Source organism: Achromobacter marplatensis (assembly GCF_002209535.1).
In the GTDB taxonomy this organism is placed as follows: Bacteria; Pseudomonadota; Gammaproteobacteria; order Burkholderiales; family Burkholderiaceae_B; genus Achromobacter; species Achromobacter marplatensis.
The window spans coordinates 96,554-116,430 of sequence record NZ_NJIG01000006.1; the positions used below are offsets into that span (position 1 = coordinate 96,554).

At 68.5% G+C, this 19,877-nt stretch carries 8 protein-coding genes; 7 read left to right on the forward strand and 1 reads right to left on the reverse strand.

The annotated features are described in order from the left end of the window. Positions 1-7: 7 nt before the first annotated feature. Complete coding sequence (locus tag CEY09_RS15745) at positions 8-1,147, forward strand: SDR family oxidoreductase (RefSeq protein WP_088589357.1); 1,140 nt, start codon at positions 8-10, stop codon at positions 1,145-1,147. Here CEY09_RS15745 and CEY09_RS15750 read toward each other — a convergent pair. After that, positions 1,077-2,027 carry an AraC family transcriptional regulator gene (locus tag CEY09_RS15750; protein ID WP_088589358.1) on the reverse strand — a complete coding sequence of 317 codons (951 nt, stop codon included), beginning with the start codon at positions 2,025-2,027 and terminating at the stop codon, positions 1,077-1,079. The two genes, CEY09_RS15745 and CEY09_RS15750, sit on opposite strands and share 71 nt — an antisense overlap. Before the next feature lie 74 nt (positions 2,028-2,101). Between CEY09_RS15750 and CEY09_RS15755 the strand changes: the two genes are divergently transcribed. The 6 genes from CEY09_RS15755 to CEY09_RS15780 all read left to right on the forward strand — a co-directional run bounded on the left by CEY09_RS15755 (position 2,102) and on the right by CEY09_RS15780 (position 19,874). Next, complete coding sequence (locus CEY09_RS15755) at positions 2,102-2,917, forward strand: SDR family oxidoreductase (protein ID WP_088589359.1); 816 nt, start codon at positions 2,102-2,104, stop codon at positions 2,915-2,917. 279 nt (positions 2,918-3,196) lie between these two features. Continuing rightward, positions 3,197-4,501: a pyridoxal phosphate-dependent aminotransferase gene (locus CEY09_RS15760; protein WP_088589360.1), complete on the forward strand. Its 1,305-nt coding sequence runs from the start codon at positions 3,197-3,199 to the stop codon at positions 4,499-4,501. A gap of 300 nt (positions 4,502-4,801) precedes the next feature. Then, the gene (locus CEY09_RS15765) at positions 4,802-5,479 is read left to right on the forward strand and encodes an STN domain-containing protein (RefSeq protein WP_088589361.1); all 678 of its coding nucleotides are present in this window, start codon (positions 4,802-4,804) and stop codon (positions 5,477-5,479) included. 4 nt (positions 5,480-5,483) lie between these two features. Then, complete coding sequence (locus CEY09_RS15770; protein WP_088589362.1) at positions 5,484-6,032, forward strand: RNA polymerase sigma factor; 549 nt, start codon at positions 5,484-5,486, stop codon at positions 6,030-6,032. Between the two features lie 16 nt (positions 6,033-6,048). Continuing rightward, on the forward strand, positions 6,049-7,011 hold the full coding sequence (locus CEY09_RS15775) for a FecR family protein (protein ID WP_158218675.1): 963 nt from the start codon (positions 6,049-6,051) through the stop codon (positions 7,009-7,011). Positions 7,012-7,184: 173 nt separating this feature from the next. Then, positions 7,185-19,874, forward strand: a complete 12,690-nt coding sequence (locus CEY09_RS15780) for a filamentous haemagglutinin family protein (protein ID WP_088589364.1) — start codon at positions 7,185-7,187, stop codon at positions 19,872-19,874. The last annotated feature ends 3 nt before the right edge of the window (positions 19,875-19,877 follow it).

The following is a 19,877-nucleotide window of genomic DNA, read 5'->3' on the forward strand; positions in this document are numbered from 1 at the left end:
GGCAATCATGTCGCGTACCGTTATCGTCACTGGGGCCAGCGGGTTGGTGGGCTCCGCGGCCATCGACTCCTTCCTGAACGCCGGCTGGGAAGTCATCGCCGTCTCCCGGCGGCGTCCGGAGATCATCAGCCAACGGCCGTTCACCCATCTGCAGATAGACCTGCAGGACGCCGAGGCCTGCCGTCGCGCCTTCGAGTCCTTGCCGCAAGTCACCCATGTCTTCTATGCGGCCGTCTATGAAAAGCCGGGCCTCATTGCGGGCTGGCAGGATCCGGAGCAGATGACCACCAACCTGACCATGATCAGGAACGTGATCGAGCCGCTGGCCCGCAGCGGTGGGCTGCGCCATGTCACGGTGCTGCAGGGCACCAAGGCCTATGGCGTGCACCTGCACCCCATCCGCATTCCCGCGCGCGAGCGCCAGCCCCGGGACGACCATCCGAACTCTTACTGGTTCCAGGAAGACTACATTCGCGAAACCGCCGCGCGGTGCGGCTTCGGCTGGACGATATTCCGTCCCACTATCGTGGTCGGCCCCAACGTGGGCGTGGCCATGAATACCGTGCCAGTCATCGGTGTCTATGCGGCGGTGTGCCGCGCCGAAGGCAAGCCGTTCGGGTATCCCGGGCATATTTCCTATCCGCGCGAAGCCGTGGATGTGCGTCTCATCGGCGATGCGGGCGTCTGGACCGCGGAGAACCCGCAGTCCTGGAACGAACACTTCAACCTGACTAACGGCGAGGTCTTCAGTTGGCGCGACCTGTGGCCGTCGCTGACGGAGTTCCTGGGCGTCGAACCTGGTCCGGATCACCCCGTCCGTCTGGCCGATTATCTGCCCAGCCGCGCGAGGCTGTGGGACGAGATCGTCAAGCGGCATGGCTTGCGCCCTCTGACCATGGCCCAAATCCTGGGTGAATCCCATTATTCCGCCGATGCCCGGTTCGGCTACGGCCTGAAAACGCCACCACCCCCGGCCTTTGTCAGCACGGTGAAGATCAAGCAGGCGGGTTTCACGCAGGTCTACGACACCGAGGCGTGCGTCAAGCACTGGCTGGAGGTGCTGATGGAGCGCAAGATCATTCCGCCCCGCCCATCGCATGGCGCTTGCGCGCAAACGAACTCGGCGACATCCCGATCGACCGACTGAACGCCGCACTGAATGCGCTGGCGGACTGATACCCGATGGCGTGCGCCACCTCGCCCAGCGACAGGCCGTCATGCCACAGCAGGTCCTTGGCCAACGCCATCCGCCACCGCAGCACATATTCCATCGGCGCAACGCCCAGTACCTGCGTGAACCGCGCCGCGAAGGCCGCGCGCGACATGCTGACCTTGGCGGCCAAGTCCGCAATCGTCCAGCGTCGGGCCACGTCGTCGTGAATATGCCGCAATGCCTGCGATAGGCGCGCATCCGCCAGCCCTGCCAGTAATCCTGCCAGGGGCGCGGCTTCTTGCGTGGGTGTCCATCGCAACGCCTCGATCAGCATCACTTCGACCAGCCTCACCAGGATGGCGTCGGCGCCCGGTCGCGACTGGGCGGTCTCTTCGCCAATCGCGCGGGCGATCCAGCCCAGCCGGGCGCTGCCAGGGTCTGACGCCTTGATGTGCACGACAGGGGGCAACAGCCCCACCAATAGCGGCGCGTTCACCGGGTCGAACAGGAAATGGCCGCCCAGCATCCGCACCGCGGGTTCCCCGTCGACGGCCCCGTGACGGACCTCGTTGATCTCGCAGACTTCGGCCACGCGTGGGATCGGGTATTGCAGGGCGTCCAGGTCGCTGCCCATCCGGAAACCCGGGGTCGCGGGCAGCAGTACGTAGTCCCCCGTCTGCATCAGGAAGGGCTCCGCGCCTTCAAGCGCCAGCCAGCTTGCGCCCGCCGTCATCAGGCCGAAGCTGGGATGGCCGAAAGTGGGGTATTGGACGGCCCAGCGGCCCGCCCCGCTGACGAATTTCGACAGCACGGTCCGGGGGCGCAGCAACGCCACGATGGATGCCAGGGGGTCATTATTTAGACGATCTCGCATAATTCAAAGACTATACGCTATTGGTCGTCTTGGCTGACGCGCCTAGCATGAGGTCTGGATCAACTGGAGCCTCTATGCAAACCGTCCTTATCACCGGCGCCTCGTCCGGCTACGGCCACGCCACTGCCAACCATTTCCTGCAGCAGGGGTGGAGCGTCATTGCCACCATGCGCCGGCCCGACTCGACCCTGTTTGCGCCGTCCGAACGCTTGCGAGTGGTGGAACTGGATGTCACCGATGACGCCAGCATCGCGCGCGCCATTCGTGACGGCATCCAGGCCTTTGGCGGGATCGACGCGCTGGTCAACAACGCCGGCATCGGCCTGTTCTCGGCGGTGGAGGCCACGCCTGCCGCCACCTTCCGCGCCGTGTTCGACACCAACACCTTTGGCGTCATGGCCGTAAGCCAGGCCCTCATTCCCCATCTGCGCGAACGGGGGGGTGGCGTCATCATCAACGTCACCTCCAGCGTCTGCTTTGCCGGCATGCCGCTGGTGGCGCCGTACGCCGCCAGCAAATGGGCAGTCGAAGGGTTCACCGAAGCCCTGTTCTACGAGCTTGATGCCGTGGGCGTACGCGTCAAGCTGGTCGAACCGGGCTATGCCCCCAGCACGCGTTTCACCGCGAACGTCCAGGACCGGGGAGCAGGCCTTATCCCTCCGGCCTACCAGGCCTACGCCGACCAGTTCATCCAGTCTTTTGCTGACGCGGGCAGCGTGACGCTGCCCGAGCACGTTGCCAGCGCCATCTTCGCCGCGGCCAACGACGTGAGTGACCGCCTGCGCTTTCCCGCCGGGCCGGATAGCGAAGCCCTGGCGAACGCGCGGTGGAACAGCACGGATGAGCAGTTCCTTACGGGGATGCGGTCGGTGATGCGGATGAAGCGATAGGCGCAACGCGCGGGGGCGGGGGCGTTGGTCAATGACGTGCTGGGTGTCCTTTGCGCCGAATGCGGAAAGCCCTTCTCCGAATGATCAGTCCCCAATAAGCCCGGGACGCCGGTCGGTTTGATCCCGGGCGCCCGGATGGGCTGTCGCCGCAAACAGTCGGCCGCCCCGGCCCACACCTTTCCGTCAGACGGCTATTATTGGCATCCATCGGGCGATAGAGGTGCTAATCAATGAACGCCCCGACATTGCGAGACAAGAATTTCACGGAAAGAGCCGTCTATGAAGAGCATTAAAAAATCCAGCAAGCTGGCGCACGTCCTGTACGACATCCGTGGTCCCATCATGGATCGCGCCAAGCAGATGGAAGACGAAGGCCAGCAGCTCATCAAGCTCAATATCGGCAATCTGGCCGTGTTCGGCTTCGATGCCCCCGAGGAAGTCCAACAGGACATGATCCGCAACCTGCCCAATTCGGCGGGCTATTCGGACAGCAAGGGCATCTTCGCGGCGCGCAAGGCGGTCATGCACTACACCCAGCAGCAGGGCGTGCAGGGTGTGACGCTGGAAGACGTCTATTTGGGCAACGGCGCGTCCGACCTGATTGCGATGGCGACCAACGCGCTGCTGGACGATGGCGACGAATTGCTGCTGCCCACGCCCGATTACCCGCTGTGGACGGCGGTGACGAGCCTGTCGGGCGGGACGCCCGTGCATTACCTGTGCGACGAAGACAAGGGCTGGATCCCGGACCTGGACGACATACGCGCCAAGATCACGCCGCGCACCAAGGGCATCGTGGTCATCAACCCGAACAACCCGACCGGCGTGCTCTACCCCGATGACGTGCTGCGGGAAATCATCGCCATCGCGCGCGAACACGGGCTGGTCATCCTGGCCGACGAGGTCTATGACAAGGTGCTGTACGACGACGTGCAGCACACCGCGCTGGCAAGCTTGTCGACTGATGTGCTGACGCTGACCTTCAATTCGCTGTCCAAGAGCTACCGCGCCTGCGGGTATCGCGCAGGGTGGCTGGTGGTCTCGGGTGACAAGCACAGCGCCCGCGACTACATCGAAGGCTTGAACATGCTTGCCAACATGAGGCTGTGCGCAAACGTGCCCGGCCAGTGGGCAATCCAGACGGCACTGGGCGGCTACCAGAGCATCAATGACCTGGTATGCGAAGGCGGGCGGTTGCGCCGCCAGCGCGACCTGGCCTACGAGTTGATCACCGCCATTCCGGGCGTGACTTGCGTCAAGCCGCAGGCTGCGCTGTACATGTTCCCGCGGCTGGACCCGGACGTCTATCCCATCGAGGACGACCGCCAGTTCTTCCTGCAGCTTCTTGAAGCGACCCGCGTGATGCTGGTGCAGGGCACGGGCTTTAACTGGTCGCGTCCCGACCACTTCCGTATCGTGTTCTTGCCGCACGAGCCAGACCTGCGGATCGCCATTGGCCGGATCGCCAAGTTCCTGGAAGACTACCGCGCCAAACAGGGCAAGAAGCTGCCGGCTTCTGCCAATGCCGAGTCGGCAAAGGACGCCGTCGCGTCGCCCGTGGAATTGGCGGTGGACGCCGATTAAATGAAGGCCGGACCGGCGAGGATGCCGGTCCACCTCTCGCCGCCTGTCTGGCGGTGGATATCCCCGTATTGACCCCCAGGCGCGAGCGGCGTTCGTTCGCCGCCATCAGCGTAGTCACTGCGTACCCCTTCCCGTGTCACGGTCAAGTCATCTGGCTGAGCTAGCCTGCTGGCCGGCGTAGCCCTGTCCGGGCGTCCGCCGGCCCATTCCATTTCCCGACGTCCATATCGCGCAATGATAGGTACCCCGGCACCGCTCAGTGTGTTGGCGCTGGTTGGCGTGTGTCTCCTGTGTTTGGGGATGCCCGTCCTGGCGGGCGGCGCCGCGTCTGCGTCCGCCGCGTCGCCGGACCGCTTGCGCGGCGAGCGCTATGAATTCGCATTGCCGGCGCAGCCACTGGGCGACAGCCTGGAGGCCATCGGGCGTCTGGCGGGCGTGGCGGTGCTGGTCGACGAGCGTCACGCGCGGCAACGTGCGCCAGCGCTGTCGGGCCGCCATACGGTCATGGAGGCGCTGCGCCGGCTGCTGGACGGATCGGGGCTGCGCATCCGCCAGACAGACGGCGAAGCCATCGTGGTCTACGCGCCGGCCGCCGACGGGACGGCCCGGCAGCCCACGAGCGGCGCGGCCCCGCTGAACGTCGAGGACATTCCGGGGGCGCGGGCCGGCGGCGCGGATTTCAGCGGTTATATCGGACGCTTGCAGAAGGCCATCTTGCGCACGCTGTGCGGCAATGCCGCCGCGAAGCCGGGCGGCTATCGCCTGGCGCTGCAACTGCGGCTGGATGACGGTGGGCATGTGGCGCGGATGCGCCTGCTGGACACGACTGGCAGCGACCGGGTGGATATGGCCGTGACGCGCGCCATCACCGGGATGGATGTCGGGGCGCCGCCGCCTGCGGGCATGCCGCAGCCCGTCTCGGTATTGCTGCTGCCTGGCGGCACCCATTGCGCGGCCCCGCGCCGGCCGGCGGAGTGACCGCATGTCCATGATTTCCGCCGCGCTGCTGCGCCTGCGCCTGATCACCCGCTACGCCGAACTGCGACGCAGCCTGGAACGCATCGTCGGATCGCGCGACCAGGCGTCGGCCGCGCTGCATGAAACCTGGTTGCGCCTGGACGTGGCCAAGCCCGCCAGTCCGGTGCTGAATCCCGATGCCTACCTGCTGCGCATGGCGGCGCGCATCGCCACCGACGATTGGCGGCGCAACCGCGAATTGCTGGGCGACGACGAGCGCGAGGCCTTGCTGCACGTGGTGGACGAAGCTGCGGACCCGCAGCGGATTGTCGCGGCGCGCCGCGACGTGCGAACGCTTGAGGCGGCCATGGACGAGCTGCCGCCGCGCCAGCGCGCCATCCTGGCGGCGGCGCGGGTGGACGGACTGCTCAATGCCGAGATCGCGGAACGTTTCCAGATATCGGTGGCCATGGTGAAAAAGGAACTGGCCGCGGCCATGCGGCATTGCCGCGAACGCCTGGCCGGCACGGAGGCCGTGGCCAATGGCGATCTTGTAGGCCGACGGAAATTCTGACACGATGCTCGGCGCCATGAACCCTTCAGAAGACCCCGACCGCTTGCGGCGCGAAGCCGAGCAATGGTGGTTGCGCCTGCGCGACCGCGACGCGACGCGCGGCGATGCCGAGGCGATGAAGCAATGGCGCGCGCGCAGCCCCTCGCACGCGCGCGCCTGGAACGAGGTGGCGCGCTTGTGGCAGGACATGGATCCGGTACTGCGGCGGGCCGTTAGTCGCGATCCCGGGCTGACCCATCCTCCCGCCCGGGGCCCGAGCCGGCCGGCCCGCCGGGCGTTCCTGGGGGCGATGGCCGCCGGCGGCGCCGCGGTGGCGGTGTGGCCGCCGCTGTCCTTGTGGCCGTCATTGCTGGATTTCACCGCGGACTTCCGTACCGGCACGGCGGAGCAGCGCGAGCTTGCGCTGTCGGACCAGCTACGCGTACAGATGAACACGCAGACGCGCATCAATCAGCGTGGCGCGCAAGCCGGCAACGAGGCCATTGAACTGGTGGCGGGCGAAGCCCAGGTCGAAGCCGCCGGCAGCGGCGCGCCGGTGGTCGTCTACGCCGGGGCGGGCGCCACGCGCGCACGGCAGGCGCGCTTCAACCTGCGCTATACCGGGCCGCAGGTCTGCGTCACGTGCTTGCAGGGGGCGGTCCAGGTGGAAGCGGCGGGCGCAATGCAGACTCTGGCGCCAGGCGAGCAGGTGATCTACGACGATACCGGCCTGCAACCGGCGCTGGCTGTGGATACCGCGCAAGTGGACGCCTGGCGCACGGGCACGCTCAGTTTTGCAGGGCAGACGCTTGCCGAGGTGGTCGACGAGATCAACCGTTATCGCGCCGGCCGCGTGCTGGTGCGCAACGCCGACCTGGCTGCCCGGCGTGTGCGCATGCGCTTCGAGATTACCCAGACCGATCTGGCGCTGCACATGCTGCGTGACCTGTATGGCGCGCAGCTGACGCGCCTGCCCGGCGGCATTGTGCTGTTGAGCTGATCGCGCTGTTACAAAAAAACCCGACGTTTCCGGTAGCCCTTCCATCGCGTCCTTTCGTCATTGGAGTATGAGCCGCCATCACGCGTCCTGACTGCGCCGATGACGTGCCCGTACTCCCTTGGCTACTCGGATCAGGATTGCCCGCTATGACATCGCGTCTCCGCAAACTCCCTATGACCCGCTCTGTTGCGGCCGGCTCGCGGACAGGCCGGCTCAAGCCGCTGCCGGCGGCGCTGGCGGTGTTGCTGGTGTCGGGGGGTGTCGCTGCGCCAGCGTCGGCCCAGCAGGCGTTTAGCGGCGGCTGGTTCGCGGCCAAGGGCGCGACGCAGGCCCAGGCCGCCGCCACGGGCCGGTTGCCCAATGGGGCGCCGGTGACCACGCTGACGGGCGCGCGGCAGTCGCAGGCGGCGCGCGAGCAGTTGCAGCGGTCGGTCGGCAATCTGGGCCGGACCGCGGCGGCGATCGCCGCGCAGCAGGCGGCGCAGCGCGCCGCGCGCGACGCAGCGTTGGCGTCAGGCGTGGCGGTGCCAGACGGTTTGGCTGAAGGTGGGCTGAAGGTGGACACCAATCCGCTGACGGCTGGCTGGCGCAATGCGAAGGCGCCCGTGCAGACCCTTCAGGACGGGCGCGCCAGGGTCGCCATCGAGCAGACGGGCGCGAAGGCCGTTCTGAACTGGGAGACCTTCAACGTGGGTTCGCGCACCACGGTGGAATTCCAGCAGGATTCGACCTGGGCGGTGCTTAACCGCGTCAACGACCCGCAAGCGCGGCCTTCGGTGATTCAAGGGCAGCTCAAGGCCGGCGGCACGGTCATGGTGGTCAACCGCAACGGCGTGATCTTCGACGGCTCGTCTCAGGTGAACGCACGCAACCTGGTGGCGGCGGCCGCGCGCATCACGGACGCGCAGTTCGAGAACAACGGCCTGTATGGACCCGACGACAAGACCCCGACTTTCACGGATGCGCTGGGCAAGGTGGAATTGCGGCCCGGCGCGGCTATCGAGACCAACCGTCCCGCGACCGTGACCCAGTCGGGCGGCTACGTGCTGTTGCTGGGCCGGGAAGTCGACAACGCGGGTTCCATCGTGACGGCCAAGGGGCAGGCGGCGCTGGCGGCAGGCGACAGCTTCGTGATCAAGCGCGGCCAGGGCACCGAGGGCAACGCCGCATCGACGACGCGCGGCAGCGAAATCGTGCCCACGGGCAGCGGCGTCGTGACCCATCGCGGCCTGATCCTGTCGCCGCAGGGCGACATCACCTTGGCGGCCCGGACGGTCGAGCAGGCCGGCGTGCTGGCGTCCACCACGTCGGTGGACTCGCGCGGCACGATCCATTTGAGCGGCGTGGGTGCCGATGCCGCCGTGACGCTGCGGCCGGGGGCCATCACCGCCATCCTGGTGGATGCGGACAACGCGACCGCGTTGGACGGCCAGCGCGACAACCTGATGCCGCCCAGCGTCAATTCGACCGCTACGCTGGCGCTTGCCGACCGCAATCGGCGCGACCTGTCGCTGGTGCAGGTCGACAGCGGCGGCACGGTCGACTTCCAGGGCGATTCGCTGACGCTGGCGACGGGCGGCCAGGTCGCGGTCAAGGCGGGCGCGCGCACGCTTGTGCGCGATGGCGCGCAGATCGACGTGGCCGGCGCGATCGGCGTGGCCGTGTCGATGGAATCGAACAACATCAAGATCAATCTGCAAGGCAACGAACAACGCGATTCGCCGCTGAACCGCGACGACGCCCGGCTCAATAATTCCGACGTGTGGCTGGACCGGCGCACGCTGATCCAGGTGGCCAGCGGGGCAGGCGGCTACGAGGGCGACCGCTGGTACAGCGGCGGCGGCCTGCTGGAAGTGGGCGGCTACCTGGGAACGCTGGCGGTGCCGGCAAGCCATTGGCTGGCGCAGGGTGGCCTGGTCCGCTTCGAAGGCGCCGAGGTGGTGACGCAGGCCGGTTCGACCATCAACCTGTCGGGCGGCACGCTGGACGTGCAGTCCGGGACCTTGCAGCAGACCTGGCTGCGCGGCCAGGACGGGCGGCTCTACTCGGCTGACCGGGCGCCGGCCGATATGCTGTTCACCGGCATCTACCGGGGCTACGAGCAGCGCTCCGAGCGCTGGGGCGACAAGGCCACGCGCCGCTTCTACAACGCGCTGCTGGCGCCGCGCACGCGCGACGAGGATGGCTACACGGTGGGGCGCGATGCGGGGACGCTGGTCATTGCGACCCGCAGCGCCGTGCTGGAAGGGGACCTCGCCAGCGATACCTACCAGGGCGTGCGCCAGGACCTCGCGCCGCAGGCCGGGCTGGACGGCTACAGCCAGTCGCAGCGTGCGGTGGCGCGCCGCGGCGCGCTGGTGGTGGGCAACGACTTGCGCTATTACGACCCCGTCACCAAGCTTGTGCACTATCAGCTGGGCGCCACCGGTGATACGGTGGCCGACGTGACGCTGGGCACGGGCAGGGAACGCTTGGCCGACGGCCTGGATCTTGCAGCCGCCTTGCCGCAAGAGAACCAGGGCAAGCTGTTCCTGGACGTAGACCGGCTCAATGGCTTTGCGCTGGGCCGGGTGCGCATCGCCGCCGGGCGGTCCATCACCGTCGACTCGGCCCTGCGTAGCGCCGATGGCGGCGAGATCACGCTCTATGCGCCCGAGGTGGATATCAAGGCCAACCTGGTCAGTCGCGGCGGCCTGATCCAGGCGGGCAACGTGTTGCTGCAACCCAGCTTCCTGGCCCCGCGGATCGAGGATGCGGCGCTGGCGCCCCAGCCCCAGCAGCTTGCGCGGCTGCACGTCGCCGCCGGGGTGGTGCTGGATGCGCGTGGCGTTTGGGCCAACTTGCTGCGCGACGCCGAGGGCCTGGCGGGACTGCCGGTGCGCGACGGCGGCCGCGTAGCGCTGCGCGGTACGGGCGACGTGGTCGTGGACGCGGGCAGCGTGCTGGATGTGTCGGCTGGCGCATCGGTGCTGGCGGACGGCAAACTGCGGGGCGGCAAGGGGGGCAGCGTGACGCTGGCCGCCCATGTTCAGAGCAGCGTTCAGTCCAGCGGCGGCCTGCTGTCGTTTGGCGCAGAGGTGCGCGGCTACGGCGTGACGGGCGGCGGGACGTTGTCCGTCTCCAGCGGCGGGCGCATCGTGCTGGGCGGTCCGTCGGACCCGTTGGAGGCGGAGGCGTTGCGGCTGGATCCCTCCTTGTTCCGCTCCGGTTTCGGCAAGTACGAGATCAATGGCTACCAGGGGCTGGCCGTGGCAGATGGCGCGCAAATCGACGTCGCCATGCCGGTGCTGCGGTTCGAGGGCGGCACCGCGCAGGCGCCCGGTTCCAGCGCCCAACCCGGTGACGTCCTGTCGCTGTGGACGCCGCCGCTGTACACGGAAGACCCGTTGCGCGCCCGGTTGACGCAACGCGTCGGCGCCGACCTGGCGCTGTATTCGGACCGGGCCGCGCAAGGCGGGCCGATCGTCGTGGGCGAAGGCGCGCGGGTCAGTGTCGACCCTGGCCGCTCCATTCAGATCAAGGGCGCCGACCAGATCACCGTGCTGGGCCGGCTGGACGCCTGGGGCGGGCGCATTTCGATTCAGGAACCGCGCATCGGCGAGCAGCCCTACGTGCCCAAGGCCAATCCTCGGTCGGTCTGGATCGGTGAACAGGCCGTGCTGGACGTGGCCGGACGCAGCCATGTCGCGGTGGATGCCAAGGGCCTGCGCTACGGGCTGGTGCATGCTGGAGGCACGATCGAGATCGGCGGCAAGCTCGACTGGGAGGCCGATGTCGACACCACCAGCCGTCCTATCGACCGGCACCTCATCCTGCGGCCGGGTTCGCTGCTGGACGCGTCCGGCACGCAGGCCGTTCTGGATCTGTCGGGCCGCGGCGCTACGGTCGTGGGTTCCGACGGCGGCACCATCGTGTTGTCTTCGGCCAATAGCCTGCACGTGGACGGCACGATGCGCGCGGCGGCGGGATCCGATCGCGCGGCCGGCGGCACCCTGGGCATTTCGTTCGGCGGCGCGTTCTATCAGCGCAATCTTTCGCCAGAAGCGGCGGTGCAAAAGGAGCGGCAACTGGTGCTGGCGCAGCACCAGGGCGACAGCATGCTGGCCGCGGACCTGCGTCCGGGTGAATCCACGCCGGCGCTGGCCTACGGCTATGGACGCCTGGGCGTGGACCGCATCGAGGCCGGGGGCTTTGACAACCTGGCGGTGAATGCCGACGTGCGCGCTGATGGCAGCGTCGCGCTGTCCATGCGGCAGAGCCTGCGGCTGTCTGGGGCGCTGTCGCTGGTCGATGCCGCGGCTGCCGCCAGCGAGGTGAGCCTGGCCGCGCCCTACGTCTTGCTCAACCAGGCGCGTTACAAGCCGCTGGACGGCGCCGACTTCTTCCTGCAGCTGGTTTCCGCGCCGTTGAAGTATTTCAACGTCGGTCACCGGCTGGACGTGTCGGCCGGCCTGCTGGATGTGCGGGGCAGCCGGAACCTGATCAGTTTCGACGATGTGCAGTTGGACGTGCGGGGTGACGTGCGCCTGGGCGCCGCGGGGTTCGGTGACCGCGGCTTGAACAACAAACTGGCCGCACCCAATCGGCTGACGCTGACCGCCGCGCAGATCTACCCGGTCACTCGGTCGGGTGGCATTATCTCCATGGGCGAATACACGGTGCAGGGGCCGCAGGGAGAAATCGCCAAATACAACCCCGATGCCGTCCTGACGCTTCGGCGCGCCGCGGGCGACACACCGGCCACGCCCTATTCCGCGTTCGGGGCCATCACGTTGGCTGCGCCGCTGATCGAGCAGGGTGGTGTGCTGCGCGCGCCGCTGGGCGCCATTACGTTCGAAAGCAAGAATGAAACCCCGAGCACCGTCCGGTTCCTGCCGGGCAGCCTGACCTCCATCAGCGGCGCCGGGCTGGTCATGCCCTACGGCGGCACGGTGGATGGCGTGAAATACCTGTATGCCGGCAAGGAGGTGGAGCTGGATGCGACCCGCTCCGACGGTCTCCTGGGCCGCAAGATCAACATCCAGGGCAAGGTCATCGAGGTGGCCGAAGGCGCTGTGCTGGACCTGTCCGGCGGCGGCGAATTGACGGGCGGCGCCTTCGTGCGCGGACGCGGCGGTTCGGTCGACGTGCTGCGCTATGCCATGGCCGATGCCAATCCGGGATTCGGCTTCAGCCGCTCGGGCAATGCGGTCTATGCCATCGTGCCCGGCTTCGGCGGCAGCCAGGCGCCGGTGGCTCCTGACACGGGCGCCGGCAGTCCCGCCGTGGGGCGGCAGGTGACGATCGAGGCCGGGGTGCCCGGCTTGCCGGCCGGCACCTATACGTTGCTGCCATCGACCTACGCGCTGCTGCCTGGCGCATTCCGCGTCGAACTGGGCGCGCAGGGCGTAAACGATGCATCCGCGGCGGCGCGCACGCGCGGCGGCTCGTGGGTGGGCAGCGGGAGGTTGGGCACGGCCCGGACCGACCAACTCGCGGCGCTGCCCACTCGCCTCTTGATCACGCCGGCCGACGTGGTGCGGCGTCATGCGCAATACAACGAGACGACCTACAACGCCTTCGTGCTTGCCGACGCGGCGCGCAAAGGCACCCAGCGAGGGATGCTGACCACGGATGCCCGCACGTTGCACCTGAGCCTGGCGCAAGGCGCCGGCATGGCGGATAGTCCGGCGCTGTCGTTCAAGGGGACGGCGCGTTTCGACGTTCCCCAAGGCAGCGGCGCCTATGCGGGCCGTCTGGCGGTGACGGGACCGACCAGCGGGATTGAGATCCTGGCCCCGGGACAGGCGCCCATCCTGCCCCCGACAGCTGCGGCCCTTTACGCCACGGATCTGAACGCGCTGTCCCCGGGGGCGATGTTCATCGGCGGCGTGGCGGGCGTGGCGGGAACCTATGAAACTGGCGCACGCAACGTGGGCGGCGATGCCCAGCAGGTGGTGGTGCGCAGCGGCGCGGTGCTGCGGGCGCCAGAAATCTTCCTGTATGCGGTCGATGGCGGGCGCGGCATCGTGGTCGAGCAAGGCGCGACGCTGTCCACGCTTGGCCGTGGCGACGTGGCACAGGATGCGCGCACCGGGCTCTATTTCCAGTCGATCTCCGGTGCCACGCTGGCCGTATCGAACGGCCTGGTAAACCTGTTGCCGCCGTCGAACGGCGCCGGCACGGCCGTGGACGTGGGGGGCTGCATCGCGGACTGCGCGGGCATGGCCCGCTTGTTGTCGGAAGGTTCCATCGGCGCGTCCACCAACGGCGCGTTCACCTGGCGCGACACGGTGCAATACGGCACACGCAACCTGGCGCTGAGCGTCTCGGCCGTCAACATGGGCAGCGCCGAGGCGCTGGCCCAGGCCGGCGCGGCGGGCCGCCTGCCGCCGGGCATGGTGCTGAATCAGGACGTGCTGGGCAATTTGCTGCGCGGGAACACGGCGCTGGAAGCCCCGGCGCTTGAGAGCCTGATCCTGAACGCTGGCGAATCCGTCAATGTGTATGGCTCGGTATCGCTGGACGCGCGCGGCGCCGGCGGCCGGTCGCTGCAGCGCCTGGTGCTGGGCGCGCCGGCCATCTACGGTTACGGCGCGGCAGGCGACACCGCCACCATCGCCGCCGCCGAATTCGTCTGGGCGGGTTCGGTTGCCGCCGACCGCAGCGGCGCGAGCGGAGCCGGCTCCAGCAAACCCCAGGCGCCTGGGGGCGCGATGCTGGACAGCCTGGGGAACGGCGGCCTGAACATCGTGGCCGACGTGATACGGCTGGAGTCCTCGCCCTTCCAGTTGCCGAACGTGCTGGTGCCCGCTGAACGCCTGATCCTGGGCTTTGCGTCCGTGTCGCTGGATGCTGCGCAGATGATCTCGGGCCGCGCCCGTGGCGGCCTGTCCGTCTATCAGGGGCAGGACGGCTACTCCGCCGAAGCGGGCTGGCGCTATCGCGGCGGCGACCTGCTGATCCGCACGCCGCTCCTGACCGGCGAGGCCGGTTCGGCGATGGCGATCACGGCTGGCGGCGTGTTGACGCTCTCCGGCACAGGCGCGGCTCCCGCCGTGCGTGATGCGCTGGGCGCCACCTTGAGCCTGGCGGGCCGCAGCGTCGTCCTGGATACGACGGTCGCGCTGCCGTCGGGCAAGCTCTCGATCAAGGCCGAGGGCGACATCGTGCTGGGCGCAGATTCGCGGATTGATGTGTCGGGCCGCGAGGTGCGCTTGCTGGACGCGCCGCGCTACAGCTGGGGCGGCGATGTGGAACTGCAAAGCATGGCAGGCGACATCACGCAGGCGCGGGGAGGGCTTATCGACGTGTCGGCGCAGAACAACCGCGCCGGCCGCATTCAGGCCATCGCGCTGGGCGCGGACGCTGGCCGGGTGGACCTGCGCGGCGCGTTCCGCGGCACGGCCTCCGGCCTGTACGACGCGGGCGGCACGCGGGTGGCGTACGAAAGCGCCGAAGCCGTGCTGCGGGCGCAGACTCTGGCCGACTTTGCCGACTTGAATGCGCGCCTGACCGAAGGGGGTGTCTTCGGCGCTCGGCGTTTCCAGATCAAGCGTGGCGACGTGGTGGTCGGCGATGAGCTGCGGGCCAGGCACGTCGAACTGGTGGTGGACGACGGCAGCCTGACCGTCAATGGCCGCATCGATGCCAGCGGCACGCAGGTGGGCAGCATCCGTCTTGCGGCCATGCGCGACCTGGTCATCAACGGCATGCTGGATGCCCATGGCGCCGGCCTGCGCGTGGACAGCTACGGCAAGATCATCGACAGCGCCAACCGCGCCATCGTCGACCTGACGTCCCGCGAAGGCACGCTGACCCTGGGGGCAGGCGCAAGCGTGGACCTGCGCGCCGGCACCGGGGCGCAGAACCACGACGGCGTCGCCCGGGGCACGCTGGACCTGAACGCGCGCCGCCTGGGCGGCGGCGCGGAGCAGGGCGCCATTGCCGGGTCGGGCGACGGCGCCCGCGACGTGGCCGTGGTGGTGGCGGGCAGTCCCGCCATCCTGGGCGCGAAGACGATCGCCGTGAACGCCTTCCGCCGTTACAACGACGCGCCGCTGTCCGACGCGCCCGACGTCACCGGTAAGCGTCCCCAGCAGATTACGCAGGGCTATCTGGACGGCATCGATCTGCAGAGCCAGTCCTTCATGACCGCGGCGCTGGGCAATCCCGCGCTGGCGGGCCGCCTGTCCGGCCTCGGCAATTACCATTTGCGTCCCGGCGTGGAGGTAGTCAGCGCCACGTCGGACGGAGACCTGAGCGTGGTCGGCGATATCGATCTGTCCAATTACCGCTATGGGCCGGGCGCAGACCGCATGACGCCCGCGCGGCGCGGCTTTGGCGAGCCGGGCGTGCTGGTGCTGCGCGCCGGCGGCAACCTCAACGTCTACGGCAGCATCAACGACGGCTTCGCGCCGCCGCCGGATTCGCCTGACGATGCGTCGGGCTGGCAGTTGGTGGAGGGGCGCTACGGCTTGCAGGCCGTGACACCTTACGGCGGCGACCTGGTGGTGCCCATCGACGGCGTCAAGCTGGAAGCGGGTTCCTCGTTCCCGGCCGGCCGCGCGCTGAACTACGACTTGCCCGCCAGCCCCGCGACGCTGCCCGTGGGCACGGTGCTGCCGGTGGCCATGACGCTGAACGCGCCCCTGTCGCTGCCGGGCGGCCTGGTGCTGACCGGCGATGTGACGACGGCCGGCGGCACCGTGCTGCGTGCCGGCACGGTATTGCCCGGCGAAGTCAGACTCGATCCCGGCGCGCAGTTGGGCGCGGGTTTTGTCCTGCGCAGCAGCGCTTCCATGCGCGCATTCACGTGGCCCAAGGGCGTGGCGCTACCGACCGAGCTGGTCGCCAGCAGGCAGATCGTGCTGGCGCAGGGCTCGCTGATTCCGTCCCAGACCAAAGTGGTGCTGCAAGACGGCAAGCCGGTGGACCTGCGGCCCAAGGGGCCGGACGGCAAGCAGGGCCGCAACTGGGCGCTGGCGCCCATGCTGGGCCCGGGCGCCAGCGCCTGGAGCCTGACTGCGGTGGCCGGCGCCGACCTGGATTCGGCCGACGTGCTCGCCCGCAACGTGCTCAGCAAGGGCGACCTGGTGCTGGCCGATACCCACTACGGCGTCTCGGGACGAGCGACCGAAACCACCAAGACGATTTTCGTTGGTGTGATGGTCTTGACGCAGTCGGGGGCCGATGATCTGTTCGGGGACTCCACGCTGGTCGGCAAGCCCATCAAGGAACTGGCCGAGGCATGGGGCTTCGATTGGGAGGAGATGTGCGGCTGGGGCGCCTATTGCGCGCCTGCGCCGCGCACGGTGTCCGAATCGGGGTCGCTGAACTGGTGGGGCGATTTAAGCTGGGTAGGCAAACCGGTGGAGCTGCTCATCGCCGAGCTAGGCGTGACGCTGGAGGAATTCTGCGCCGATGCCAGCAATTGTGTCGGCGGCGGAAAGTCGGAAACCATCGTCACCCGCGAGTACAAGTATGGCTTTGGCTCGCCCGCGTTCAGCGTGTTGCGCACCGGCGCCGGCGACCTCTCGCTGCTGGCCGGGCGCGACGTGGGCATGGCCTCGCTGTACGGCGTCTACACCGCGGGGACGCCATCGTCACTGGGCGCGGCCGACGCGCGCTTCAACCTGCCGCGTGGTTACGACATCAATACCGGCCCGCTGGGATTGATCCAGATGGACGGCAAGTACGACGCCGCCCTGGCGGCCTACCAGGCGTGGTACCCCGACCATGGCGGCAACCTGGTCGTGCAGGCCGGGCGCGACATCTATGGCGATGCGCTAGGTTCGGGCGCCGACAACGGCGTGGTGGTCGACTATTCGTCCGCCCGCGCGCGTTATGCCAGCACGATGACCGGCACCTGGCTCTGGCGCCAGGGCAGCCTCGGCACACCGGGCGTGGCCGACATCGCGCCCAGTTGGTGGATCAACTTCGGCACCTATGCGGTCGAGGGCGCCATCGGCGGCAACAACCCGGAACCCAGGCTGGTCGGCTTTACCGGGTTCGGCACGCTGGGCGGCGGCAACCTCAGCATCGCTGCGGGGCGCGACGCCGGCATTCGCGACGCGCGCGGCGACGCGGCCCGGTACGTCAACGGCGTGGAACCGCGCTCGCAAGGCTTGACTGCCGCGGTCGGCAGCACCGGCCGGGTGGTCGATGGCAATGTCGTGCTGACGGGCGGTGGCGACCTCGATCTGCGCATCGGCGGCAGCCTCAATCCGGCATTGAACGCCACCCAACTGGACGCGATGGGACCGTATACCGGCGGTACCGATCATCTGGACTTGAACGGTGTGCTGGTCAACTTGCGTGGCCGTCTGGCCGTGTCCGCGGGCCAGTTGGGCGGCATGGAATTGCGTTACGGTGACGGCGCGGGCCTGCGCGCCAAGGATCCCTTTGCCGTGGCGTCAGCCCGGCCCATGGGCGGCCCGAGGCTGGTGCTGGGCGACGCGGTGGCGTGGATCGATACGCGCTCGGACCTGGTGCTGGGTGGCGTCAGCGATCCGGGGCGTGTCACGCAGGTCAACTCCAGCCCGTACCAGCGCAGTGGCGATCCGCAGCCGGCGACCGGCGGCGGCAATGGCTGGTTCACGTTGTGGACTCCGAACACGGCCATCAATCTGTTTTCGGCGGGCGGCAACCTGACGCCGATGACCGTCAGCAACAGCCGGTTTTCGGGCGACGAACTGAACCCGGAATATACGCATATCGGCGCGACGGGACGCAGCTACTACGTCTATCCGTCGATCCTGCGCGCCGTGGCGGCCAACGGCAGCATCATGCTCGCCGACAATGCCGCGAACCAGGCCAACCCCGTGCTGCTGCTGGCGCCGTCGGCGAGCGGCCAGCTGGAAATGCTGGCGGGCCGCTCCATCCTGGCGCAGAACGCATACACCGTGTCGATATCGTCGGCCGACGCGCCATTGCCCACGCCCTTGCGTCCGGCTTTCAGCGCGTTCACCACCGATATCCACGGCAATCCCATCCTTACCAACACCAGCAGGGAAGGGGTGATGCAAGGGGCGGCCGCGTACGCGAAGCCGCTGTTCACGTTCGGACCCGGCACGCCGCTGGGCCGCGCATTGCATGCAGGGGATGACGCCGTCGCCCGCTTTTATGCGGCCACCGGCGATGTGGTGGGTCTGAAAAGCGGTTCGGTCGTCGACATGACGGGGTCGGTCGTTCGCAGCATAGACACCTGGTATGAAGCCGCTGTGCCGGTATCGGTTCGGGCCGGCCGCGACATCCTGGGTCTGGACATCACCGCCGTGCACAACAACGCGCGCGACCTGTCGTTGATCGAAGCCGGCCGCGATATCGTTTACGCCAATGCGCGGGTCGCTGGCCCGGGCACGTTGCTGATGCAGGCGGCGCGACAGCTGCGTCAGGACGATGTGGCCAGCGTGCGCAGCCTGGGCGCTATCGTGCGCGGCGACACCCGGCCCGGCGCAGACCTGGCCGTGCTGGCCGGCGTCGGCACGGCGGGCCCGGATTATGCGCGCTTCCTGGCGCGGTATCTCGATGGTGCGCGTGGGCTGCGGGCGGGCGAGGCGTTGGGCGCGAACCCGGACAAGGTCGTGCTGGCCTATGGCGGCGAACAGACGTTACGCGGATGGCTTGCCGCCGAATTCGGCTACACGGGCGATGACGTCGGGGCGCCGGCCGAACTGGCGCGCCAGCAGGCGCTGCGCGATGCGGATGCCGGCCAGGCCCGGCGGAATCTGGCAGCCGACTTCGAGCAGGATAGCGGCGCCTATCTGGTCAACTGGCTGCGCAAGCATCACGGCTACGCAGGCGGCGAGGAAGGCGCGGGCGCCGCGTTGGCGGCGCTGGCGCCAGCCGAGCACGGCATCTACGCGCGCGAGTTGTTCTTCGCCGAACTGAAGGCGGGCGGGCGCGAGTACAACGACGTTGGCGGCCCGCGTTTCGGCAGCTACCTGCGCGGGCGCCGCGCCATCGCGGCCCTGTTCCCCGATGCGGACTCCGCAGGCACACCCTTGCGTTATGAGGGCAGCTTCACGATGTATGGCGGCGCGGGCGTGCGCAGCAATTTTGGCGGCAACATCCAGCTGCTGACGCCGGGCGGCCAGCAGGTGCTGGGCGTTGAAGGCGTGGCGCCGCCGGCCAGCGCAGGCGTGGTGACGCAAGGGCAGGGCAACATCCAGCTGTTTGCGCAAGGCAGCCTGCTGCTGGGCCAAAGCCGCATCATGACCACGTTCGGCGGGCACATCCAGGCCTGGTCGGCCGAAGGCGACATCAACGCGGGCCGCGGCGCCAAGACGACGGTGCTGTACACCCCGCCGCGGCGGGTGTACGACGCCTATGGCAACGTGGTGCTGTCGCCCACCGTGCCTTCCACCGGCGCGGGCATCGGCACGCTGGCGCCGATTCCCGAGGTGCCGGCAGGCGACGTGGACCTGATTGCGCCATTAGGCACCATCGACGCCGGCGAGGCAGGCATTCGTGTGTCGGGCAACGTCAACGTGGCGGCGCTGCATGTGGTGAACGCGGCCAACATCCAGGTGCAGGGCGACAGCAAGGGCATTCCGATTGCGGTGTCGGTCAACACCAATGCGCTGACCAGCGCCAGCGCGGCGGCGACCACCGCTTCCTCCGCAGCGCAGGACGTCATGCAGCGCGAGCGCTCGGCGGCGCGCCAGAATCAGCCGTCCGTCTTCAACGTGCAGATCCTTGGCTTCGGCACGGAGCCGCTGCCGGCGGGCAGTGGCGGGGAAACGCCGCCGCCCAGGCCGCCGGCGCCGTCAGCCTCCTATGACCCCGGCAGTGCGGTGCGGGTCTTGGGGCTGGGCGACCTGCCGGCGCAGGCGCAGCAGCAACTGACCGAACGCGAGCAAAGCAATCTGGGCCGGCTGTAGCGG